We start from the raw sequence: 23,500 nt of genomic DNA, 5'->3' as shown, positions 1-23,500 counted from the left end.
GGGCATGGTGCTGAGCGAGTCGGACGGGGCTGGGGGCTCGGCTGGTGGGGCTCTGGACGCGTTGGTGGGGCACCGGGCGCCTTATCTGATTGGGGTTCGGCATCATTCGCCTGCGTTGGCGGCTGTGGTTCCCGCGTTGCTTGAGGTGGCCGCGCCGGAGGTGGTGTTGGTTGAGTTGCCTGAGGAGATGGGGGAGTGGCTGCCGCACCTGGCTGAGCCGGGGTTGAGTGCGCCGGTGGCGTTGTCCGGGGCCGGGCGGGATGGCGGTGGGTTGGCGTTCTACCCGTTCGCCGACTTCTCGCCGGAGTTGGCGGCGATTCGGTGGGCGGCCGAGGCGGGGGTGGAGGTGCGGACCTGCGATCTCCCGTTGTCCCGTCACGGCGAGGGCTATCGGGCGCGACAGGCCGAGGCGACGCCGTTGGCCGATGCGTTGCGGCGGAAGGTGACCGGCCGCGACCACGACGACCTGTGGGACCGGCTGGTGGAAGCCGCCGCCCCGGGGCAGACGCCGGAGGCGATCCGCCGGGCCGCGCTCTACGTCGGGTGGGCGTTGCGCACCGACGGTTCCGTCGACCCGTTCGACCTGCGTCGGGAAGCGTGGATGCGGCAGGTCATCGCCGAGACCGGTGGACGGGCGTGCGCGGCTGTCATCGGCTCGTACCACGCGGCCGCCCTGCTCGGCGGTGATCCGGTCGAGCAGGAGCCCGCCAGCCAGCGTGAGGTCATCACCTCGCTGGTGCCCTACACCTTCGCGATGCTCGACGAACGATCCGGCTACCCGGCCGGGATCCGCGATCCCGAGTGGCAGCAAGCGGTCCTCGCCGCCGCCGGTGATCCAGGTGGGGTTGAGGCCGCCGCGGCGGCGGTGATCGTGCGGGTCTGCGTCCGGGTCCGCGAACTCGGCCACCCGGCGGGTCCGGGCGAGGCCCGCGAGGCGCTGCGCCTGTCGGTCGACCTCGCCCGGTTGCGTGGCCTGCCCGCCCCCGGCCGCAGCGAGGTGGTCGAGGCGATCCAGACCGTGCTCACCCACGCCGACCCCCTCGGTCGCGGGCGGGTCGTGGCCAAGGCCGCCGGTGACGTCCTGGTCGGCAAGCGCACGGGTGGCCTCGCCCCAGGAACACCCAGGTCCGGTCTGGCGCCGTCCGTCGAAGCGCTGCTCGCCGAACTCCGGCTGCCAGGACCAGACAGCCGCGACACGGTCGAACTGCGGCTCGACCCAGCGCGCTCTGACCGTGACGCCCGCCGCGAGATCACCCTCAACCGGTTGGCGCTACTCGGTGTCCCCTACGCCGAGTCCACCAGCACGGCCGGTGTCGGCGGGACGGACGCGATCACGACCCGCTGGACCGCGACGTGGACACCCGCAACCGCCGCCACCCTGCCTGTCGCCGGGCTCTGGGGTGCGACGCTCCCACTCGCCGCCGCGGGCCGCTTGCGTGCCCGCCGAGCCGATCGCGACGGCCACACCGCCGGTGAGGTGGTCGCCGACCTGGCCGACGCCGCCCGCTGTGGTCTCGACGACCTCGTCAGCGACATCCTGGCCGACGCCGCGACCGTGCTGCCCGCCTCCGCCTCGCTGACCGACCTGCTGGCCGCGCTCGACCTGCTCGACCGACTTCGCGCTGGCCACCTGCCCGGCGGCAACCACCTCGACGACGACCTGCCCCGCGTCCTCGAGACCGCCGCCGTCGCCCAGCTCGACGGCCTCGCCGGATCCGAGTCCCCGGCCGACGCCCGCTCCCTGGTCGAACTCGGTCAACGCCACGACGCGCACGGCACCGGTCTGCGCTTGGCCGCCGCGTTGCGCAGGCTCACCGAGGACGGGGCGCCGCTGATCGCCGGTGCCGCGACGGCCAGTCGGGTCCTGCTCGGGTTGCTCCCGCCCACCGACCTGGGCGACCGCGCCGCGTCCCTGGTCGACAACGCGACCACGACCTCCGGCCGTGACACGCTGCGTGGGTTCCTCACCGGGTGCCTGGCCGCAGCCGAGCCGCTGCTGGAATCCCCGGAGGCGCTGACCCCGTTGCTCGACCGCGTCGCGGCGTTGGCCGACCAGGACTTCCTGGACCGCCTGCCGACCCTGCGCGCCGCGTTCGCCACCGTCGGCCCCACACCGCGCCAGCGGATCACGGCGGTCGTCGAGCAGCACACCGGCGCCCGGATCGACACCGGGCACGACCCGGAGGTCATGGCCCGGTGGGTGGCGGCCGAGCAAGCCGCGCTGGCGGTCCTCGCGGCCCACGGCCTGCGCCACGGCCAGTTCTCCGCGCCACCACAGGAAGATGACCGCGAACCCGCCGCACACCAGGGGATCACCCCGGTGACGAGATGGCGCCTGGTCCTCGGCTCGCGCGACGACGTCGGCGGCGAGACCAGGCGGTACGCGGCCGCACTGGACGAACTGTACGGAATGGACAGAGGTGAGGGCGCGGACCGGCACGGCGTCGGCGGCGGGCGCGGCACACCGTTCCCGAACACCAGGCAGTGGGCCGAGGAATTGGGCGAGCTGTTCGGCGCCCGGGTCCGGGAGGAGGTGCTGGCCGCCGCCGTCGAGGGTGGCCGGGTCGACGCGGCGTTGCAGATCGATCCGGACGCGGTCCGCCCCTCGGTCGACCTGCTGCGCACGGTGCTGGCCCTGTCCGGCGGTCTCCCGGAGGCCACGGTTGCCCGGCTGCGCCCGCTCGTGGCGCGGCTCGTGCGGGAGTTGACCGCCCAACTCGCCGTCCGGCTGCGGCCCGCGCTGACCGGGATCTCGTTGCCCGTCCCCAGCAGGCGCCCCGGCGGCGGGCTCGACCTGCGGCGCACGGTCCGCGCGAACCTCGCCACCGCCCGCCGCGGCGACGACGGTCGGCTGATCGTCCTGCCCGACCGGCCCGTCTTCCGCGGCAAGGCCCGCCGCACCAGCGACTGGCGGCTGGTCCTCGTGGTCGACGTGTCCGGCTCCATGGAGGCCTCCACCGTGTGGTCGGCGCTCACCGCCGCCGTCTTCGCGGGTGTCCCGGCGCTGAGCACCCACTTCCTCGCCTTCTCCACCGAGGTCATCGACCTGACCGACCACGTCGACGACCCGCTCGCGCTGCTCCTGGAGGTCAGCGTCGGCGGCGGCACGGACATCGCGGGCGCCCTGCGGCACGCCAAGACGCTGGTGACCGTGCCCGAACGCACCTTGGTCGTCGTGGTCAGCGACTTCGAGGAGGGCGGCCCGATCGGCCCGCTGCTCGCCCAGGTCAAGGACCTCGTCGCCACCGGCGTCTCGGTCCTGGGCTGCGCGAGTCTCGACGACACTGGCGCTGCCCGGTACTCCACCGCCGTCGCGGCGGGCCTGGTGGCCGCCGGGATGCCGATCGCCGCGCTCAGCCCGCTCGAACTGGCCACCTGGGTCGGCGACAAGGTCCGCGCATGACTGGGGGAAGAGGGGCAGTGACTGTTCCACCGGTGATGCCGGGTGTGGTGCCCGCGGTGCTCGACGCGTTGCCGCCGCGGTTGCGCAAGCGGATCGACGCCGCGGTGGAGCGCGTGGGGGAGTGGCGGGTCGACGTCGCGGGAGACGCGGCGCGCGTTGATATCGACGCCGACACCGTCCTGACCTGGACGCTCCACAGTGGAGTCTTGGTCAGTGCTGACGACCTCGTGTGCTCGTGCCTCCTGGCGCCGAAGTGCCTGCACCGGGGGATCGCCGTTGCCGCGGCCTCCGTGTCAGACCAGGAGATCGAGACACAGGCGGAGGTTGTCGCGCCTGAGGCGGTCCCAGCCCAGGTGGCCCCAGCCCAGGTGGTCGCGACAGAGGTGGGGGAGCGGCGCGGCGAGCGGGAGGCCGTGGACGCGTTGTGGTCCGCGTGCGCGGAGATCCTGCGGGTCGGCGTCACCGGGAGCGGGGCCGTGGTGCGCAGCGAGCTGCTGCGGGCCGTGCACGGGGCGAAGTTGGTCGGCCTGCACCGGGCGGCCGCCGGTGGGGTGCGGATCGCGACCGGGCTCGCGGCGGCCAAGGCCGGTGCGTCGTCGTTCGACCGGGAGACCCTCGCCGACGACCTCGCCGAGGTCATGCTCGTCTGCCACGACCTGCGATCCGGGTTCGGCGACCCGGCGGCCCTGCGGGGGGTCGCGCGGCGGGAGTACCAGCCGATCGGCGCGTTGCGGTTGTACGGGCTGTGCACGGAGGCTGTGATCACCTCCTCCGGGTACGCGGGCGTGGTCACCCACCTGGTCGACGCCGACCGGACACTGTGGACTGTTCCGTCGATCTACCCCGGTGGCGCTGAACGGATCCCCATCGCAGCGGACGGGCCAGTGGCCATGGGGGAGACCGGGCTCACCCACCGCAAGCTGGGCCGTGCGGGCTTGGTGCTCTCCGGGGCGACCGCCGCCGCGGATCGCCGACTCGGCGCGGGCAAAGCGGTGCGCGCCGTCGCGGCGGCCGGTGCCGGGTGGGCCGATGACCCGCTCTCGGCCCTGTGGGACGAACCGCTGGCCGACCAACTCACCCGCGCCTTCCACACCGAGCAGGACCTGCTGTTCCTCACCGGTGCCGTGAGCGGCGCGACCCAGACGGCACTCCGCCTGACCCTGGAGACCGGAGACATCGACCTGCTCGGCGCCACCGACGCGGCCAGGGACAACCTCCGGCTCCTCGGCGAACGCCCGGGGATGCCGCTGCGCGTCGTCGCCCGCCTGGTGCCAGACCGCCCCACCACCGCCATCGCCTTGGCCACCGCCGGGGAACTGGCTGTCAACGGTCACGTCGACCTCACCCTCGACCGCCTGCAACGCTCCCACCTACCGCCGGGACAACCCAGTTCCGCGCTGCCCGCGCCCCATGCCGATCCACCACCATCCGGCCTGCTCGCGACCGTCGTCGAGCGCGTGGTCCTCGGTGGTCGCCCCGTCGCCGCGCTCCCGTCCACCACCCGCGACGCCGCGACCCTCGCCAGAGCGGGCCTTACCGCCACCGCCGCCCTGCTCGACACCCTCACCACCACGGCCCGCGACCGTGCCAGAGACCCCTTCGGCCGCGTCATCCCCGACACCACCGACGCGTTCCCCACCGCGTGGCTGACCGCCGCCGTGCACGCCAAGGAGTTCGCCCGCGCGGGCGTCCGACTCAGTTGGCTCCCACCAGGGGGCGCGACATGAGCTGACTCAGGTCACCACGAGTGCGACGAGCACGCCCAGGACACCCACCGCGCTCCCGATCGCGGACGTCGCCAGGGACCACACCATCGCGCCGCCGAAGCGCCAGTCGCCGTCAGCGATGGCGAGGGACCCCAGGTACAGGCCGAAGCCGAGCACGAACGCGGCCACCGCCAGCAGCAACACGAAGCTGACCGCGGCGATGCCCCACGACGTCAGGAACACCTGACCAGCAGCGCGGTGAACGGGCAACACGGTCCCCGCCGGATGCGGGTCGCGCGCCGGGTCCAAGGCCAGAGTGGCCGCGGGCTGTGCTGAGCCCTCGGGCTGGAACACGCCCGTGCACCGGTACACGTCACCGTCCGGCGTCGACCTGGTCGAACACGAGGTGACCTGGTACGTGCCGGTCTCCCCGCGATAGCCCGCCGTGGTCAACGCGCTCTGCCAGCCCACGAGGAACAACAGAACCGCGCCCACCGCGAACCCGACAGCGGCCACACCCTGAACCACCCTGAGCACCGCTCACCCCCCGCTCTTAGTAGGCGGAGTATGCGGCCTCACCGGAGCAGGTACAGCACCAGGGCAAGCACCAACAGCGGGATACCTACCCCCAACGCGGTCGTGAACCCGCGACCGAGCACCTCCCACGTGCCCCACGGTTCCCGCCGCACCGCCCGCACCCACAACGACACCGCGATCACCCCCAACGCGGCGACGCCGATGAGCAACGCGCTGAGCATCAGCACCAGCCGCCACCCCGCGCGCTGGTTGACCGTCGCGCCGTCCCGGTAGACGGTGATCCGCTGCCCCGGGGCGATGCCGTACACGTCGCCCACCGTCACCCTGGTCGCGGGCTCGAGCGCGTCATCCGGGGTGAACTCGCCCTGGCAGACCCGAGGGCCGCACTCGGACACCGCGACCGTGCCCGGTTCCCCGGTGTAGCCCGACAGCACCAACGCCCGTGGACCGAACAGCAGCACCAGCCCGACGGCGAGCGCGGCGACCACCACCGCGACCACCGCCTGGGCCGCTCGCCGCCGCCGTCGGGGTGTCATGGCTCCATGGGTACCACGGAACACCGACAGGGCGGCTGCGTCCTGGGCGCGGACAAGGCAGTGGCCCACCCCGGGCACGAGGGGCGGGCCACTGCCGGTTCACCCGCTACGGCAGGGAGTTGAGGAACGGCCGGTGCGCGTTCTGGAACTCCCAGTTGTAGTACCGGTCCCAGTTGATCGACCAGGTCATCAGCCCACGCAGGTTCGGCGACGTGCCGCCGCGCAGCGTGTAGCTCCCACAACTCTGCCCCTTGACCAGGCACGTCAACGCCTGCTGGACGGCGGCGGGCGCGGTGTGCCCACCCCCGGCGCTGACCGCGGCGGGAACACCGAAGCCGAGCTGGTCGTCGCGCAGGCCGGGGAAGGTGAACCCGGTGTTGGCCACCGGGAACCCGGCCTTGAGCATGTCGGTCATCGCGATGTGGAAGTCCGCGTTGCCCATCGAGTGCCACTGGTTGTCCAGGCCGGTGACCGAGCCGGAGTTGTAGTCCTGCACGTGCAGCACGGTCAGCGCGTCGCGTAGCGCGTGGATGACCGGCAGGTACGACCCGGTGCGGTTGTCGCCCGCGCTGGTGCCGCCGTAGAACTGGTAGCCGACCTGGACGAAGAAGGTCTCCGGGGCCATCGTCAGCACGAACTTGGCGCCGTACTTGGCCTTCAGCGTCTTGAGCGCCGCGATCAGGTTCACCACGACCGGCGTGGTCGGGTTCCGGAAGTCCTTGTCACCGGCGTTCAGGTACAGCGAATGGCCCTCGAAGTCGACGTCGAGCCCGTCGAGGCCGTACTTGTCGATGATCGCCGAGACCGACGAGACGAACTTGTCCCGCGCCGCCGTCGAGGTCAGCTGCACCTGGCCGTTCTGGCCGCCGATGGAGATCAGCACCTTCTTGCCCTTGGCCTGCTTCGCGCGGATCGCGGCGATGAAGTCCGCCTCGCTCTCCACCGACGGGCACTCGGCGACCGGGCACTGGGTGAACCGGATGTCGCCGGAGGTCACCGAGGTCGGCTCGCCGAAGGACAGGTTGATGATGTCCCAGCTGTCCGGGACGTCGGCCATCTTGATGTAACCGGACCCGTTGGCGAAGCTGGCGTGCAGGTAGCCGATCAGCGCGTGCTTGGGCAGGCCGGTGTCCGGGCAGCCGGTGGTGGTGCCCGACGCCTCCTGGCTGCGCGCCGACTCGCCCTTGTCGTTGTAGGCCGTCACCGCGAAACCGTGCGTGGTGCACGCCTGCAGACCGCTGACCGTCGCCGAGGTCCCGGTGACCGTCGCCTTGAGCGCCGACCCCTCGTAGACCTTGTAGCCGGTGACGGTCCCGGTGGCCGCGCCCCACGACAGCGCGATCGAGTTCCCGGTGACCGCGCCGACGGTCGGGTTGCCCGGCGCGCTGGGGGCTCCGCCGCCGGGGTTGTCGCCGCCACCGCCGGGGCCGTCGAGGACGAGGTCGTCGACGTTGAACGTGCCCGCGCCGTACCACCCGTGCACGTAGAGCTCGGCGGAGGTCTGGGTGGCGGTGCTGGTGAACGACAGGGACAACTGCGTGTAGTTCGCCGCGGCGGTCCAGGTGGAGCCGCCGCCGGTGATGCCGAGGTACACCGGGTTGCCGCGCACCCACGCGGACACCGTGTACTTGGTGTTGGGCAGCACGGAGACCGTCTGCGCGCACCGACCGTTCTTCGCGCCGCTGGCCGTGGACGCGAGCGCGTAGGAGCCGGAGTGCACCGGGGTGCTCACCGCGGCACCCGAGTCGCAGGTCCAGCCCGCGGTGGTCCCGGTCTCCAGACCGGGGTTGGTGAGCAGGTTGGCCGCCGCCGCGGGACCGGCGGCGAGCACCCCGGCCACGACCGAGGCGACGGCGGCCACCGCGGCCACCACCACCCGCCCGCGCCGACGTCGAGAACCGACACCCATCAAGACCTCCCTCAACCGCGGTGCGCAGGGGTACACCGCTGCCTATTGTCTAGACCAATGCGCCAAGGTTGTCCAGACCTCCACACCCCCCTCGCGCACCCGGTATGCCCCCGCCTTCCCGCCGGTCAGCCCCGCTTCCGCCCTCCGTCACCCTCCGCTTCCGCCACCGTTCCGCGGCCGGTTATCCCCAACCCCTCGAACTGTCCACAGCCCCCACCGCGCCCCTCGCTTCGCCTTGCCCCACGCCACTAGGCTGGATTCGGGGGCCTGCTCAATCCGGCGCCCCGGGTCCGCGCATCTCTTGCTCACCAAGACTTTCGACCGCCCTACGACCTCGGCAACCCCGCCCAGGAACGGATTTCCCGACCCGTCCCCCACTCGTGGCCGACCCGATCATCCGACCACCACCCCGACCTGCCGATCTTCTCGCTCGCTCCACAGTGGATCGCCGCCAAAGTCACTCCGCTGGGCGACAAAAGTTATCCACAGCAGGCCTTTCCGAAGATCTACAACCCCGGTTCTGTCGGACCCACCCGGTAGACTGGCATCGGGGCCGCCCCCCGGAGAGGGTGGGGGCTGGGGTCCGGCCGGACGCGGTCGGCGACGGTCGCGCTGGTGGTGGTGCGGGGTGTGCGATTGGGTGGCTCCCGTGAGCCGTGAGCCGTGAGCCGTGAGCCGTGAGCCGTGAGCCGTGAGCCGTGAGCCGTGAGCCGTGAGCCGTGAGCCGTGAGCCGTGAGCCGGGCGCGGGGTGAGTCCGATGTGGAGGTAAATAAGGACACAGTGGACGTCATCGTCGTGTTAGGACATACGACGAGTGGGGGGCGGGTGGCCGTGGGGTGAACGGTGGGGTGGCACGTAGAAGGGCGCGGGGGGATTGGGGCTGGTCATGGAGGGCGGGTTGGGCTGATTGGGGGTGCGGGTTGGGCGGGGTGGCGGAGAATGGGCCGGATGGGGCAGTGGGGTTGCTGCATTCGGGTTGATCATCCTTAAAGGACAAAAAGAGTGTCCATTCGGCCTAGTGGGGGGATGGCGCCTTTTGGCGTATCGACTCTGTGAGCTGGGGCGCCATATGCTCACGCGGAATTCGAGCGGGATGGATTTCGGGGGAGGTGGGTCGGTATGCGCAACGTGCGCGAGCTGTGATGGAGCGGGACGACTGATCGAGCGGGAGCCGGTGCGGGGCCAACGCGGCCCGGGCCGGTGTGAGCGGGCGCGGCCGTCGAGCCTGGACGGCCGCGCTCCCTCGGGTGGGAGACGAACCAGCATGACCCTGGACCCCCAGGTGGAGCAGTACCGGGCCGAGCGGGAGCGGCAGCGGGTCACCCCGCTCTACGAGCTGACCCTCGCCCAGGCCCGCGCCGAGGACCTGCGGTCCATCCAGGACGCGGCGGGCGATCCGGAACCCGTGGCCGAGGTGTACGACGCGGACGCCAGTGGCGTACCCGTGCGCGTATACCGCCCCGCGACCGCGACCACCGACGTGCTGGTCTATTTCTTCGGTGGCGGCTGGACCCTGGGCACGATAGACACCGCCGACGCCATCTGTCGTCGGCTGACGAACGCGACCGGGTGCGTCACCGTGGCGGTCGGGTACCGCCTGGCTCCCGAGTGGAAGTTCCCGGCCGCCGTGCACGACTGCCACGCCGCGACCCGGTGGGTGGCCGAACAGGACTGGGCCGGTCACGTCGCCGTCGGCGGTGACAGCGCGGGGGGCAACCTCGCGGCGAGCGTCGCGCTGCTGGCCAGGGACAACGGCCCGCGCCTCGTCCACCAGCTGCTGGTCTACCCCAACACCGACCACCGCGCCGACACCGCGTCCCTGCGCGACAACACCGACCGGTACCTGTTCAACCGGCACTCCGTGGCCTGGTACTGGGACAACTACCTCGCCGACCCGGCCGACGGGGCGGACCCGCTGGCCTCGCCGCTGCGCGCCACCGATCACGGCGGCCTGCCAGCGGCGACGATCATCACCGCCGAGTACGACCCGCTGCGCGACGAGGGTGAGGCCTACGCCCGCGCGCTCGCGGAGGCGGGCGTGCCGACCGAACTCACCCGCTTCCCCGGCATGGCGCACGGCTTCTTCACCATGTTCGGCGTCTTACCCGCCGCGACCAGGGCTGTTGCGATCGCGGCGGCGAGGTTGCGGGCCGCGTTCACCGATGCCGACCGGGACGGCCGCACCGGGTGATCAGCTCAACCCAGCACCGACCGGTCCACATCGGCCGTCGTCGGGCGACCGCACAGCGCCATCGCCTCCTCCAGTTCCTCGCGCAGCAACGTGAGCACGTGTTCGGCACCGGCGGCACCGGAGTGGGCCAGTCCCCACAACACCGGCCGCCCTACCAGCACCGTTGCCGCGCCGAGCGCGAGCGCCTTCAGCACGTCCGTCCCACGCCGCACGCCGCCGTCGACGAGCACGGGCAGCGCACCCGCGACCGCGTCGACGACCTCGGCCAGCACGTCGACGGTAGCGGGCACCCCGTCGAGCTGCCTGCCGCCGTGGTTGGACACCACCACTGCGTCGACGCCGTGCTCGACCGCGAGCCAGGCATCGGCGCTGGTCAGGATTCCCTTGAGCACCAGGGGGAGTCGGGTGCGTTCGCGAAGCCAGGCCAGGTCCGCCCAGGTGATCGTCGGGTCGAAGCGCTCACGCGAGTGCCGCTCGATCGCCGACACCCCGGCCTGGGCGACGTGGCTGGGCGCCATCAGCTCGCTGGTCAGGTTCACCGCGCTCACGTGCGCGGGCAGGGTGAAGCCGCTGCGCAGGTCCCGCAGCCGCCTGGCCACCTTGGGCGCGTCCACGGTGAGCACCAGCGCCCGGTACCCGGCCCGCTCCGCCCGCCCGACCAGGTCGAGCAGCGCGCCCCGGTCCCGCAGCCAGTACAGCTGCATCCACAGTGGACCCGTCGCCGCGTCCGCCATCCGGACCAGGTCGGTGCTCGCGAACATGCTGGCCACGAACAGCGCCCCGGCCGCGCCCGCCGCCGCGACCGTGGCCAGTTCCCCGTCGGGGTGCACCAAGCGGTGGTAGGCCATCGGGGCGACGCCCAGCGGTGCGGTCAACGACGAACCAAGCAGGTCCACCGCGGTGTCCACGGCCTCGACGTCCACCAGCACCCTGGGGCGCAGCCGGATCCGCTGGTAGGCGGCGGTGTTCTCGCGCAGTGTCCACTCCGCGCCGGACCCGCCGTCGAGGTAGCCGAGCACATCGCCCGCGAGGGTGGCTTTCGCCGCCGCCGCGTAGTCCGCGACGTGTAGTGGATTCACCGGGGTCCTCCTAGACCGCTTTGCGCCATTCGGGGTATTGCGCGAGGCATATCCTGTCATCCGCTGACCGCAATTTCCAGCACAGGTCACCGACCGCGTTTCATTGCCTTGCGGCGTGCGCACCGAGTAGTCGGATTCGCCTGTGCACACAGTGAGAACGCCTGGTAGTGGGCCTGTCGCGCAGACCGGTATTAGTCCTTTTGGGCGACCTTGACTCCCGTTGAGCCGGTATGCGATTGTTCAGCCAGCCAGGGCGGCTAATGGACTCTCGCTACGGCGATCGGCCTAGCAAAAAAATGTGAAGGAACCAATGGCGGGCGTGGATCTTCCGCTGGTGAATCAGCCTGCGGTGAACCCGGAATGGGTCGACGACGTGCTGCTCGGCGGGCCGGGCGACGCGGTCTGCGTGCGGCTGGACCGACCGGTCGACCGGGACGGTCTGCGCGGCGAGGTCGCCGAGCGCGCGGCGCAGCTGCGGGCGGCAGGCCTGGTCGCGGGCGGCACTGTCGCATTGCGACTGCCGCCGTCCCTGGCCTACATCGGTTTCCTGTTCGCCGCCTGGCGGATCGGCGCGCAGGTCAGCCTGCTCGACCACCGGCTCACCCAGCACGAGGTCGACGGGGCGCTGGACCGGGTCGCCGCGCAGGTCGTGGTGGAGGCGGCCGAGACCACGGGCCACCGGCTCTGCGGTTACGCGGAAGTCGTCGCCCGGGTGTCCGCGCGGGAGGGTGGCCGCCCGGCCGGTACGCCGCACGCCTTGGTGCAGTTCAGCTCCGGCTCGACCGGCGCGTCGAAGGTGATCGCCAGGACCGCCGAGGACCTCGTCGCCGAACTCGCCAGGTACGACCGGCTGCCCGAGTTCCCCAAGGCGGGGGAGCGGGTCGTGCTGCTGTCGTCGATTGTGCACGTGCTCGGCCTGGTCGGCGGGTTGCTCAACGCGATGCACACCGGCGCGGAACTCGTGTTCCCCCGCAGGCTCACCGCCGAGGGCATCCTCGCCGCCGTCGCCGAGTCCGACCTGCCCACCACGATCATCGGTGTTCCGTTCCACGCCGAGCTGCTCACCGCGCTGCCCGACCCGGCGCCGCACCCGCAGCTGCGCCGGATGATCGTCGCAGGTGAGCTGGTGCGCCCCTCGGTGCCGACCCGGTTCCGCGAACGCTTCGGTGTCCCACTGGGAACGATGTACGGGATGACCGAGGTCGGGATGATCGCCACCGACCTCGACGGCTCCCGGTGGCCCTCGGTCGAACCGGCGCACGGCATGCGGTTGCGGGTCAGCGCGGGCGAGCTGTGGATCGCCATGGCCGACTCGCCCTACCTCGGCGCGCAGGACCCGTCCCGCTTCGTCGACGGGTGGCTGTGCACCAAGGACGCCGCCGAACTCGACGACCTGCTCACCATCCTCGGCAGGCTCGACTCGCAGGTCTCCATCGGCGGCCTCAAGGTCGACCTGACCGAGGTCGAGCAGACCATCTCCGGCCTGGACTCCGTGCGGGAAGCCGTTGTCCTGCACGACGCGGGCATCCAGGCCTACGTGAGCCTCACCGACGGCGCCGAGGTGGAGCAGGTCACCGCCGCGCTCACCGCGACGCTCGCGCCGTTCAAACGCCCCCGCAGGCTGGTGGTGCTCCCAGCCCTGCCCAGGACAGCAACCGGCAAGGTCGTGCGCTCGGCCGCGGCGCTCGTCGCCGCCGAGAACGCCCGCGCGGCCACGACAGAAAGGGAGAACCAGCGATGAAGGACCAGTTGCGGGAGTTCGTGCTCGACACGCTGCGGGAGATGAACTACGACGTCAGCGACGTCGAGGGCGACACCGACCTCGGACCGGCGGGCCTGGACCTGGAGTCGTTGGCGCTGGCCGACCTCGCCGTGCAGATCGAGGACAAATACCAGATCAAGTTCGGGGACGACGACATGGAGGCGCTCGCGCTGATGACGCTCGACGAGTTCGTCGACGCGCTCGCCGAGCGGCTGTCGGTGGCGTCCGGTTCGGACACCGCGTCCTGACATGGGATCACCCGTCCCACCCAGCCGACCGGAGCCACTCACCCAGACCCACCCACCCGGGCGCGCCGAGGTGATCGGCATGCTCGCGGGGTTCGGCGACCGCGGCACCGGCGAGGTCGGCGAGACCCTGGACTCGCTGGAGCTGACCTGGTTGATCACCCAGGTCGAGCAGCGCTACGGCGTCGAACTCGACCTGTCCGACGAGGTGTTCGCGCACATGGGCACGGTCACCGGCGCGGTCGACACGCTGGCGAGGGTGCTGCCCGGGGCCAGCGGCCATGGCTGACCGACCGGTCCTGATCACCGCCGTCGCCGCGCGCACCGCGTTCGGCCGCGACGGGACCCGCTTGCGCGCCGAGGGTTTCGCGGGTGTGCCTGCGTTCGGCCCGGTCACCCGGTTCGACACCGAGGGCCGCCGCACGCGGCACGCGGCGACGCTGCCGGGCGCTCCGGCGCTGGTGGACGAGCTGGTCGGTGTCATCAATGAGGTGTACACCGGTCCCGGCTCAACGGTTCCACTCCTGCTGGCGGTGCACGCGGACGCGGGCAACCAGGCTCTCGCCGCGGAGGTGGCGGCGAGAACCGGTGTGCTCGGTGTGTCCCGGGTGTACACCGGGGCGTGCGTGGCGGCGACCTCGGCGGTGGCGGACGCGGCGACGATGATCGCCACGGGCCGCGCCGAGCGGGTCCTGGTCGCCGCCGGGTACCTGGTGGAACCGTCGACCTTCGCGCTGTTCGACGCCGGGCGGGCGTTGGCGCGCGATGGTCGGGTGCGCCCGTTCAGCGCTGGGCGGCAGGGGATGCTGCTCGGCGACGGGGTGGCGGCCGTGTTGCTGGAATCCAGCGGCTCGAACCCCGTGGCCAGGCTGGTCGGCTGGTCCCGCGCGGGCGACGCCTACCACGTCTGCAAGCCGAGGCCGGACGGGAAAGGCCTGGCCAGGGCCATCGCGGGCGCGCTCGACCGGGCCGATTTGTCCACATCGGACATCGGCTACGTGAACGCGAACGGCACCGGCACGGAGTTCAACGACGCCGCCGAGGTGGCCGCCTTGCGCTTGGCCGGTCTCGACCGGGTCCCGGTCAGTTCGACGAAGTCGGTTCACGGCCACGCCCTGGAGGCATCGGGGCTGGTCGAGTTGGTGGCCACCGTGCAGGCGCTGAACTCGGGTGCGTTGCCGGTGAACTCCGGCTACCTCGGCGCCGACCCGGCGTGCGACCTGGACCTGGTGGTCGACGTCCCCCGACGGGCACACATCGAATACGCGCTCACGGTGAACGCGGCCTTCGGTGGCGCCAACACCGCGCTCCTGGTGGGTGCGGCATGAGCGCCACCGTCGAAGCGAGTGTCGTGGTCGCGGGCGCGAGCTGGCCGGAGTCCGATGTGGACACCATCACACCGGTGACCGGGTTCGTCGTCTCCACGTTCAACCCGCTGGTCGCTGAAGTCGCCAACCGGTGCATGAGCGGCTACGACGGCGAGATCGTCCCCGAGCGGACCGCGATCGTGCTCGCCAGCGTCAACGGCGACGTGACCAGCGCGGACGCGGTCGCCGACGCGGTGGCGACCGGTGCGCGGGTCGCGCCGCTGCTGTTCTTCCAGTCCAACCCGAACGCGGTGCTGGGGCACATCGCGGCTCGGTGGGGTCTGGCGGGTCCCGTGGTGTGCACCAGCCCCACCGGAGACCCGATGGCGGACGCGGTGGTGTGCGCCGAGTTGCTGTTCGCGGCCGGGGAGGCGGACGCGGCGTTGGTCATCACCGCCGAGGTGGCGGGTGGGAGCGACCGGGCGGAAGCCGTCCTGGTCATGGCGAGGGAGCGGGCATGAGGGCCACGAGCGACAGGGCCAGGCTGGCGGGCGCGCCGGAGTTGGGCGCCGGGAACGTGTTGACCACCCTGGTGGCACTGGGCGGCGACCTCGACCGGCCCGCGTTCACCTTCGACACCGCGGTGGAGGACGTCCCGGCGTGGACTGCGCTCACCGTGCGGGTGCTCGACGAGCGGGTCCGGGCGCGGGCCGCCTCGCTGCACGCGCTGGGCATCGGCAGGCGGGACCCGGTGGCGGTCACCGCGACCGCCGCCGCGGACAACATCCTCACGTTCCTCGCGCTGGCCCGGCTCGGCGCCATCCCCGCGCTCATCAACGCCAAGCTGGCACCGGAGATCACCGCGCTCTACGTCAGCAGGCTCGGCGCCGTCGGTGTCCTCGCCGACGCCGCTCGCCGCGAGGCACTGGCCCCGCACGGCGTGGCGCTGCTCGCCCCGATCGAAGACCTCGGGCTCGGCGACCCCGACCAGGCGCCCGATCCGTACCGCTTCCACCAGGACGACCCGGTCGCGATCACCCACTCGTCCGGCACCACCGGTGTCCCGAAAGCCGTGCTGCACTCGCATTCCAGCCTGTTCGCGGCCAACAAGCACCGTCTGCGGATGCCGAAGGCGCAGGGCACCGACCGGATCCTCTCCGCCCTGCCCGCGCCGCACGCCGCCACCCTCATCGCGCTGAACCTGGCCCTGGCCAGCGAGAGCCAACTGCTGGCCCTGTCCACGCAGACCGGACCGGCGGTGGTCGACGCGATCGAGCAGTGGCGCCCCAGCGGTGTCCTCGGGTTCGCCGCGACCTGGTCGGAGATGGCCAAGACCGACCTGCGCGGCCGTGACCTGGACTCGGTGGCGCTGTGGTGGAACACCGGCGACTGCGCGCACGAGGCGCACATCCGCAGGCTGATCTCCCTGGGGTACCGGGAGGTCTCCACCCGCGAGGGCCGCGTCCGCAAGCCGGGGTCGGCGTTCATCGACGGCCTTGGCTCCAGCGAGATGGGCCACTCGCACTTCTACATCACCCACACCACCGAGACGAGCCGGTACGGCCGCTGCATCGGCAAGCCCCACGCCTTCGCCGAGCCGGTCGTGCTCGACCCCGACGGCAACGAACAGGCACCGGGGGAGGTGGGGGAGCTGGGCACCAAGTCACCCACGCTGTCGCTGGGGTACTGGAACGACTCGGTGACCACCTACCGCACCCGCGTGCGTGGCTACTTCCTCACCGGTGACCTCGTCTACCGCGACGAGGAGGGCTACTTCTACCACGTCGACCGGCTCGTCGACTCCGTCGACCTGGGCGGTGGAAAGCGTTTGCACACAGCGCTTTCCGAGGAGCGGGTCCTCAACGCCTGCCCGGATGTCGCCGACTGCACGGTCGTCGCGGTCCGCACCGACAGCGGTGTCGTCACCGACGTCCTGCTCCAACTCGACGCCGCCGGTGACCCGAACGCCAACCGGGACGACGCGATCCGCGCGGCTCTCGGCCCCGATGTCGCCGCCACCCTCCGCGAGGTCGTGGTGGTCGACGAGGACCGGATCCCGTTGGGTCCGACCGGGAAGGTCCGCAAGGTCGCGCTGCGCGAGCAGTACCTGAAGACGTTGGCCGCGCGATGAGACCCGCCGCAGCCATCACCGGGATCGGCCTGGTCACCCCGCTCGGGCGCAAGCCTGCTGACGTGTTCGACGCGTTGTGCGTCGGCCGGTCCGGCGTCGTGACCCCACCCGAGGGCCACCCGCTCGCCGGACTGCTCGACGCCGCGGGCATCGCGCCCGACATCGACCCGACCGAGGTGATGGACGCCAAGTCCGCCAAGGCCGTCGACCGGTTCGTGCTCCAGGCGATGGCGGCCGCCGACGACGCGCTCGCCGACGCCAGGATCACCGTCGGCACGGACGTCGACCCGGAACGAGTCGCCGTCGTCGTGTCGACCGGCGGCGCGGGCCTGGAGACCTACGAGCACTTCGCCGCGCAGCGGCGGGAACGCGGCCGCGCCAAGGTGAGCCCGTACCTGCTGCCCGGGATGCTGCCGAACATGGCGGCCGCCCGGATCGCGATCAAGCACGGCATCCGCGGCTACAGCTCGTGCATCGCGACGGCCTGCGCGGCGGGCGCCCAGTCCATCGCCGAGGCGCTGCGACTCATCCGCGGCGGTGAGGCCGATGTCGTGGTGTGCGGCGGGAGCGACACGGCGCTGCACCCGACGGTCGCGTCGGCGTTCGCCAACGCCTGGGCGCTCGCGCGCGGCTGGGGCGCGGACCCGACCGCCGCGAGCAGGCCGTTCGACAAGCGCCGCAACGGGTTCGTCCTCGGTGAGGGCGCCGGTGTCCTGGTCGTCGAACGCGCCGACTTCGCCGACGCCCGGGGCGCGTCCGCGTACGCGGGCCTGCTCGGCTGGGCCGTCAGCACCGACGCCCACCACCCGACCACCCCGCGCCCGGACGGCTCGGGGGCCGCTTCGGTCATGCGGCGCGCCGTCGCTGACGCGGGCCTCACACCGTCTGATGTGGACTACATCAACGCGCACGGCACATCGACCCCGCTCGGTGACGCGGCAGAGGCAGCCGCCATCCACGCGGTGTTCGGCACCGAGAGCCCGGCGGTCAGCTCCATCAAGGCGCTCACCGGGCACATGCTCGGCGGTTCCGGCGCGGTGGAGGCCGCGATCACCGCGCTGGCGGTGTCGAACTCCACCCTCCCCCCGACCCACAACCTCGACGACCCCGACCCGGAGTGCGCGCTCGACCACGTGCGCGGCTCCGCTCGGCACGGCCGGGTCGACGCCGCGCTGTCGAACTCGTTCGCCTTCGGCGGGCACAACGTCAGCCTGCTGCTCGGGCGGCCCGCCACCCGACTGACCCGCACCCCCACCCACCACGCGCGCTAACCCCAGCCCTCCGGCCAAGAGGTCCAACATGCACGTACAAGACATAGACCACGTCGAGTTCTACGTCGGTGACGCCGACGAGGTCGCCGCCGCGTTGCGCGCCCAGTACGGCTTCCGGGTGCACGGCTGGGTACGCGACCGGCCCGACCACCACTCGGTCCTGCTGCGCCAAGGCGGCATCCTGGTGCTGCTCACCAGCGCGCGCACTGCCGACCACCCCGCGTCGGCCTACGTCGCCGCGCACGGCGACGGCCTCGCCACGGTCGCGCTGTCGACCGACGACCCGGACGCCGCGCTGGCCGAGGCGTTGGCCAGGGGCGCCACCGCGACCGGCACCCGCGTCACCGGCTTCGGCGACGTCGGCCACGTGTTCGTCCGACCGGGTGAACTCCTGTCCACAGTGGAGGCCTCGACCGAGTCGGACGAGGACGCGCTGGAGCTGCTCGACGCCGTCGACCACATCGCGGCCTGCGTGGCGCCGGGCGAGCTGGACCCGACCGTCGAGTACTACGAGCGGGTGCTCGGCTTCAAGCAGATCTTCGAGGAGCACATCGAGGTCGGCGGCCAGGCGATGAACTCCAAGGTCGTGCAGAGCGTGTCCAAGGAGGTCACGCTGACCCTGCTCGAACCCGACACCACCGCGAACCCGGGCCAGATCGACGACTTCCTCGCCGCCCACCACGGCCCCGGCGTGCAGCACCTGGCCTTCCGCACCGCCGACATCGCGACCGCCGTGCGCACCCTGCGCGAGCGCGGCGTCGGCTTCCTGACCACCCCCGGCAGCTACTACGACGCGCTGGCCGAGCGCTTCGACCACGTCGCCGTGCCGGTGGAGCAGCTGCGCGAGCTCAACATCCTGGTCGACCAGGACAACGAGGGCGAGCTGTTCCAGATCTTCACCCAGACCACCCACCCCCGGCGCACGCTGTTCTTCGAGGTCATCGAGCGCCTCGGCGCGCTCACCTTCGGCAGCGCCAACATCAAGGCGCTCTACGAGGCCGTCGAGCGCGAGCGCACCGGGGAGCACGACCGAGGAGCAGCCCAGTGACCGCCGAACTCACCCACGCCTTCGCGCTGACCGACGCCGAGCGGGCGCTGCTGCCCACCGACGACGAGGTCGCCGAGTACGGCAGACGCGGCTGGTACCTCTCGCGCAAGCTGTTCAGCGACGCCGAGATGGACACCATGGTCGAGGCAACCGAGCGGTTCTACGCCGGGCACACCGACCGCCGCCTCCCGCTGCGCCCGCCGAACCTGGCCTACTGGACCCCGGAGAAGGGCGATGTCCAGCGGCACAACGACTACGTCCACTACGAGAGCGACGAGGTCGCCGCGATCCTGCGCAAGCCGCTGCTCGGCGCGGTCGCGGCCCGGCTGGCGCAGGCCGAGGAGATCCGGGTCTGGCAGAGCACCCTGATCCTCAAGCCGCCGCGCCCCGACGAGCAGTCCAACCAGGTCCCGTGGCACATGGACCGGCACTACTGGCAGACCTGCACCTCCGAGCGGATGCTCACCGCGTTCATCCCGTTCCACGACTGCGACGAGCGCATGGGCACCATCACCATGGTCGACGGCAGCAACACCTGGGCGGAGATCCCCGGCGACGACTCGACCAGGCACTTCGCCCACCGCGACCGCTCCGAGCTCGAGGACCTGCTGCACGCCAACGCCGCGCACAACGGCGCCGAGGTGCGCAAGATCCCGATGATCATCCCCAAGGGACACGTCAGCTTCCACCACTGCCGCACCTACCACGGCAGCGGCGCCAACCTCGCCGACCTGCCCCGCCGGGCCATCTCCCTGCACCTGCAGGACGGCGCCAACCGGTTCCGCCCCTACCTCAAGCCCGACGGCACCCCCGTGTTCTACAACCACGACGTCCTGGTCCGCCGCAACGCCGAGGGAATGCCCGACTACACCGACCCCACCTACTGCCCGACCCTCTGGCGCGAATAGCGGTTCGGCCCTGGTGGAAATAGCCCGGAAGGTCACCTCCGGGCTATTTCCGCTGCCCGGAAATCGACTGTTCTCGGACCAAGGAAAAGGCCCCGGGGGTGACCCCGGGGCCTTTTCCTCCGACAGTCGGTGTCAGCGGACCTGGCGGGCGAACATGCGGGTGGCCCAGGTGACGGTCAGGGCCGCCAGGGCGATGACGATCAGCATCCCGGCCCAGACCGACACGTCGCCGGGGTTGCCGGTGAACAGGGAGCGGGTGCCGTTGGTGGTCCAGTAGATCGGGTTCCACTCGGCGATGGCGACCAGCCAGCCCGGGGCCAGCGACAGCGGCAGCAGGACGCCGGAGAGCAGCGACAGCGGCTGGGAGATGCTGTTGATCAGCGGGCCGAGCGCCGCGGGGGACGGGATGAGCATGGCCATCGCGTAGGACAGGGCGCAGGCCATCAGGGCCATGAGGGCCAGCATCAGGTAGGCCAGCATCAGCCAGCCCAGGTGCACCGTCAGGCCGAACGGCAGCGCGACCACGGTGATCACCACCGCCTGGCCCATCAGGGTCACCACCTCGGAGAACGCCCGGCCGAGGATGAGCGCGGTGCGGCTGACCGGGGTCACCCTGGAGCGCTCGATCACCCCCGAGCGCAGCTCGCCGAGCAGCTGGAACCCGGCGAAGAAGCCGCTGAGCAGCACCAGCACCACCAGCAGGCCGGGCACGTACACCCGGTAGGCGTCGGCGTAGGTCTGCGCGCCGGTCGGGGCCAGCGCGGTCTTGAGCAGCGGGGCGAACAGCACCAGGTACGCGATGGGCTGCACGAACCCGATCACCAGGCGGGCCGGGGTGCGCCACACCAGCAGCATCTGGCGGGTGAAGATCAGCCAGGTGTCACGGAGGAACTTCATGTCCAACTCCTACTTGTCCCGCAGCGAGCGGCCGGTCTTGATCAGGAACACGTCGTCGAGGCTGGGCCGGTGCAGCTCCACGGTGTCGAAGTGGATGTCGCCCGCGTCGAGCACCCGCATGATCTGCGCCATCGCGGTGGTGCCGTCGTCGACGTAGAGCCGCAGGCCGTCGTCGCCGAGTTCGAGCTTGCGCACGTAGTCGTGCCCGTCGAGCAGCTCGGCCGCGCGCGGTCCGCTGCCGTTGAGGCCGACGGTGACCACATCGCCCGCCACCCCGTGCTTGAGCTCGGTGGGGGTGCCCAGCGCGACGATCTCACCGTGGTCGATGATCGCGATCCGGTCGCACAGCGCGTCGGCCTCCTCCAGGTAGTGCGTGGTGAGGAAGACCGTCATGCCGGTGTCGCGCAGCCTGCGGACCTCGTCCCACAGGTGCGCCCGCGACTGCGGGTCCAGGCCGGTGGTCGGCTCGTCGAGGAACAGCACCTTGGGCTCGTGGATGATGCCCATCGCGATGTCCACCCGGCGGCGCTGACCACCGGAGTATGTGCGGCAGGCCCGGTCGGCGAACTCGGTGAGCTCGAAGGCGGCCAGCGCCTTCTCGGCCCGCTCGATCGCCTCCGCCTTGCCGATCCCGTACATCCTGGCCTGCAGCACCAGCTCCTCGCGGGCGGTGACCTCGTCGGTCGTGGTGCCGCCCTGCGGGACGTAGCCGACCTTGGTCCGCACCGCGCCCGGGTCCTTGCGCAGGTCAGCGCCCGCGATGACCGCTTCACCGCCGTCGGGCTCGAGCAGCGTGCACAGGATGCGGGCGGTGGTCGTCTTGCCCGCGCCGTTGGGGCCGAGGAAGCCGAAGATCTCGCCCTCCGCGACCGACAGGTCGACGCCGCGCACGGCCTCGACGGTGCGGGTCTTGCGCCGTTTGCCCAGCGTGAAGGACTTGCGCAGTCCCTTGACCTCGATCATGACGTGCTCCTGCTCATGCCGGCTGCTGCCGGCGACCGGGTGGCCAGGTCCACCAGCGCCGCCGCGGCGGCGTCGGCACCGCCCGCCGAGGCGAACGACTGGCGGACCTGGGCGGCGGCGACCCGGTGGGCCGGGTCGCCGAGGACTGTGGTGACGGCGGCGCGCAGCTGCTCAGCGTCCGCCCTGGCGAAGCCGACCCGCAGGCCCGCACCCGCGGCGACCACACCGTTGGCGTTGATCGGCTGGTCGTGCCGGATGGGCGCGACGACCAGCGGGACGCCGTGGGCGAGCGACTCGCAGACGGTGTTGAGGCCGCCGTGCGAGACGACCAGGTCGACGCGCGGCAGCAGCGCCAGCATCGGCACCCTGGGCAGCGCGACCAGGTGCGCGGGCAGGTCGGGCAGGACCTCGGGCGGGGCGACGAACACCGCCTGCAGCTGATCACCCAGGGGCGTCAGCGCTGCGGCTACTTCCCGCAGGAACCGCTCGGAGACGTCGTCGGCGAGCGTGCCGACGGACACCAGGACGTGCTGTTTGCCCTGGTCCAGCCAGTCCCACGGGAAGTCGGGCTGCCCGGGGCGCGCGGCGAGGATCGGGCCGACGCCGACGAAGTCGTCCGGCAGCGCGCCGGTCAGCGCCTTGGTCGTGCAGGCCAGCCGCAGGTAGGGGGACGAGCGGAGGTCGAAGTACTCGTCGGCGGGCATCCCGGCCTTGTCCCACAGGTGCCGCATCCGGCCGTGCAGCCAGGCCAGCACCCGGGGCATGTCCGCCAGCGGCTCGCCGAGCTCCATCGTCGACGCGGCCAGGGTCGCCCACGGGACGCCGAGGCGGTGCGCCGCTATCGCCCCCGCGGGGGAATGTTGGTCGACGACCACGACGTCGGGCCGCGCGTCCAGCACCGCCTTCTCCACGGCCGGGAGGCTGAAGCGGGCGAACGGCACGATGAACCGGTCCCACACCGAGCGGATCGCGGCCAGCCCGTGGCCAGCCTGCGGCCGGTGCAGCCGGGTGCCGGTCGGGTGGACCACCGCGTCCGGGCCCAGCAACGGGCGGATGTGCAGCTCAGGGCCGCACCAGGCGACGTCGTGGCCCCGCGCCGCCAGTGCCGCGCCGAGCCCGATGGTGGGGTTCACGTGGCCCGCGAGCGGGGGCACGACGAACAGGAAGCGGCTCACGCTGCTCCGTTCCCGGTCCGGTCTGGGTGGTGGACGTGGTGGACGTGGTCAACGAGATCGCTGACGGTGAAGCCGCTGATCGCGTCCAGCTCCAGGCCGCGCACGTGCTCGGCCAGCCCGACCCGGGTGCCCAGGTGGGCGGCCAGCGCCGCGTCCACCCGGACCAGGTCGATGCTGTCGAACCGCAGGTCGCCTTCGAGCGTGGCGTTCGGCGTAATGGGTGGCGGGCATCCGCCGCACGGTCCGACGACCTCTCGGAGTATTCCGGCGACTTCTTCGAATAGCGCCACCCGCGCCCTCCAAACACTGCCCGCTTGCGGCGTCAAGGTACCGCACCGCGCAGAACTCGTCACGAACTATCTGCGCCCGGGTGAATGCTCGGCATGTGGAGTATTGACACTTTCCGAGTGGCTCCCAACAATGCCGCTAGA

20 protein-coding genes are annotated in these 23,500 nt (G+C 71.8%); 12 read left to right on the top strand and 8 right to left on the bottom strand.

Annotated features, from left to right (window positions below; translation table 11 throughout):
- Window positions 1–124: 124 nt before the first annotated feature.
- Both LV79_RS31900 and LV79_RS31895 read left to right on the top strand, forming a co-directional pair.
- The gene (locus LV79_RS31900; RefSeq protein WP_253842092.1) at window positions 125–3,403 is read left to right on the top strand and encodes a DUF5682 family protein; all 3,279 of its coding nucleotides are present in this window, start codon (window positions 125–127) and stop codon (window positions 3,401–3,403) included.
- Window positions 3,404–3,420: 17 nt separating this feature from the next.
- Complete coding sequence (locus LV79_RS31895; protein WP_253842030.1) at window positions 3,421–5,130, top strand: hypothetical protein; 1,710 nt, start codon at window positions 3,421–3,423, stop codon at window positions 5,128–5,130.
- A gap of 6 nt (window positions 5,131–5,136) precedes the next feature.
- Here the strand turns inward: LV79_RS31895 and LV79_RS31890 are convergent, their stop codons facing one another.
- The 3 genes from LV79_RS31890 to LV79_RS31880 form a co-directional block, all read right to left on the bottom strand.
- The gene (locus tag LV79_RS31890) at window positions 5,137–5,646 is read right to left on the bottom strand and encodes a hypothetical protein (protein ID WP_253842029.1); all 510 of its coding nucleotides are present in this window, start codon (window positions 5,644–5,646) and stop codon (window positions 5,137–5,139) included.
- A gap of 38 nt (window positions 5,647–5,684) precedes the next feature.
- A complete protein-coding gene (locus LV79_RS31885) occupies window positions 5,685–6,182 on the bottom strand; it encodes a hypothetical protein (protein WP_253842028.1) in 498 nt (165 codons plus the stop codon).
- 106 nt (window positions 6,183–6,288) lie between these two features.
- Entirely contained in the window at window positions 6,289–8,091 is a 1,803-nt protein-coding gene (locus LV79_RS31880; protein WP_253842027.1) for a chitinase, read from the bottom strand.
- A gap of 1,265 nt (window positions 8,092–9,356) precedes the next feature.
- Between LV79_RS31880 and LV79_RS31875 the strand changes: the two genes are divergently transcribed.
- Window positions 9,357–10,283, top strand: a complete 927-nt coding sequence (locus LV79_RS31875; protein ID WP_253842026.1) for an alpha/beta hydrolase — start codon at window positions 9,357–9,359, stop codon at window positions 10,281–10,283.
- 5 nt (window positions 10,284–10,288) lie between these two features.
- Here LV79_RS31875 and LV79_RS31870 read toward each other — a convergent pair whose 3' ends face one another.
- Window positions 10,289–11,362 (bottom strand): alpha-hydroxy acid oxidase, encoded by a 1,074-nt coding sequence (locus LV79_RS31870; protein WP_253842025.1) that lies wholly within the window; start codon window positions 11,360–11,362, stop codon window positions 10,289–10,291.
- A 334-nt stretch (window positions 11,363–11,696) separates the two neighbouring features.
- Here LV79_RS31870 and LV79_RS31865 point away from each other — a divergent pair, with 334 nt between their 5' ends.
- The 9 genes from LV79_RS31865 (at window position 11,697) to LV79_RS31825 (ending at window position 20,034) form a co-directional block, all read left to right on the top strand.
- On the top strand, window positions 11,697–13,103 hold the full coding sequence (locus LV79_RS31865) for a class I adenylate-forming enzyme family protein (protein WP_253842024.1): 1,407 nt from the start codon (window positions 11,697–11,699) through the stop codon (window positions 13,101–13,103).
- Window positions 13,100–13,372 carry an acyl carrier protein gene (locus tag LV79_RS31860; RefSeq protein WP_253842023.1) on the top strand — a complete coding sequence of 91 codons (273 nt, stop codon included), beginning with the start codon at window positions 13,100–13,102 and terminating at the stop codon, window positions 13,370–13,372. The genes LV79_RS31865 and LV79_RS31860 overlap by 4 nt, the downstream gene beginning before the upstream one ends.
- Window positions 13,373–13,451: 79 nt before the next feature.
- Window positions 13,452–13,658: an ArgP/LysG family DNA-binding transcriptional regulator gene (locus tag LV79_RS31855; RefSeq protein ID WP_253842022.1), complete on the top strand. Its 207-nt coding sequence runs from the start codon at window positions 13,452–13,454 to the stop codon at window positions 13,656–13,658.
- A complete protein-coding gene (locus LV79_RS31850) occupies window positions 13,651–14,697 on the top strand; it encodes a beta-ketoacyl synthase N-terminal-like domain-containing protein (protein ID WP_253842021.1) in 1,047 nt (348 codons plus the stop codon). Before LV79_RS31855 ends, LV79_RS31850 begins: the two co-directional genes overlap by 8 nt.
- Window positions 14,694–15,197: a beta-ketoacyl-[acyl-carrier-protein] synthase family protein gene (locus LV79_RS31845; RefSeq protein ID WP_253842020.1), complete on the top strand. Its 504-nt coding sequence runs from the start codon at window positions 14,694–14,696 to the stop codon at window positions 15,195–15,197. The genes LV79_RS31850 and LV79_RS31845 overlap by 4 nt, the downstream gene beginning before the upstream one ends.
- Window positions 15,194–16,807 (top strand): class I adenylate-forming enzyme family protein, encoded by a 1,614-nt coding sequence (locus LV79_RS31840; protein ID WP_253842019.1) that lies wholly within the window; start codon window positions 15,194–15,196, stop codon window positions 16,805–16,807. The genes LV79_RS31845 and LV79_RS31840 overlap by 4 nt, the downstream gene beginning before the upstream one ends.
- Entirely contained in the window at window positions 16,804–18,078 is a 1,275-nt protein-coding gene (locus LV79_RS31835) for a beta-ketoacyl-[acyl-carrier-protein] synthase family protein (RefSeq protein WP_253842018.1), read from the top strand. The genes LV79_RS31840 and LV79_RS31835 overlap by 4 nt, the downstream gene beginning before the upstream one ends.
- 28 nt (window positions 18,079–18,106) lie before the next feature.
- Window positions 18,107–19,126: a 4-hydroxyphenylpyruvate dioxygenase gene (hppD, locus tag LV79_RS31830; RefSeq protein WP_253842017.1), complete on the top strand. Its 1,020-nt coding sequence runs from the start codon at window positions 18,107–18,109 to the stop codon at window positions 19,124–19,126.
- Window positions 19,123–20,034 carry a phytanoyl-CoA dioxygenase family protein gene (locus LV79_RS31825; protein ID WP_253842016.1) on the top strand — a complete coding sequence of 304 codons (912 nt, stop codon included), beginning with the start codon at window positions 19,123–19,125 and terminating at the stop codon, window positions 20,032–20,034. The genes hppD and LV79_RS31825 overlap by 4 nt, the downstream gene beginning before the upstream one ends.
- A 132-nt stretch (window positions 20,035–20,166) precedes the next feature.
- On the opposite strand, the gene LV79_RS31820 is transcribed toward LV79_RS31825, so the two are convergent.
- Genes LV79_RS31820 through LV79_RS31805 form a run of 4 tightly spaced genes read right to left on the bottom strand, consistent with a single transcriptional unit; the run spans window position 20,167 to window position 23,359 of the window.
- Window positions 20,167–20,931, bottom strand: coding sequence for an ABC transporter permease (locus tag LV79_RS31820; protein WP_253842015.1), 765 nt, complete (start codon window positions 20,929–20,931; stop codon window positions 20,167–20,169).
- Between the two features lie 9 nt (window positions 20,932–20,940).
- Complete coding sequence (locus LV79_RS31815; protein ID WP_253842014.1) at window positions 20,941–21,894, bottom strand: ATP-binding cassette domain-containing protein; 954 nt, start codon at window positions 21,892–21,894, stop codon at window positions 20,941–20,943.
- Window positions 21,891–23,069 carry a glycosyltransferase gene (locus tag LV79_RS31810; RefSeq protein ID WP_253842013.1) on the bottom strand — a complete coding sequence of 393 codons (1,179 nt, stop codon included), beginning with the start codon at window positions 23,067–23,069 and terminating at the stop codon, window positions 21,891–21,893. The genes LV79_RS31815 and LV79_RS31810 overlap by 4 nt, the downstream gene beginning before the upstream one ends.
- Complete coding sequence (locus tag LV79_RS31805) at window positions 23,066–23,359, bottom strand: acyl carrier protein (protein WP_253842012.1); 294 nt, start codon at window positions 23,357–23,359, stop codon at window positions 23,066–23,068. The genes LV79_RS31810 and LV79_RS31805 overlap by 4 nt, the downstream gene beginning before the upstream one ends.
- Between the last annotated feature and the right edge of the window lie 141 nt (window positions 23,360–23,500).

This window comes from Actinokineospora globicatena (genome assembly GCF_024171945.1).
In the GTDB taxonomy this organism is placed as follows: Bacteria; Actinomycetota; Actinomycetes; order Mycobacteriales; family Pseudonocardiaceae; genus Actinokineospora; species Actinokineospora globicatena.
Note: the sequence above shows the minus strand (reverse complement) of the source record. Positions and strands in the feature narration are given on the sequence as shown.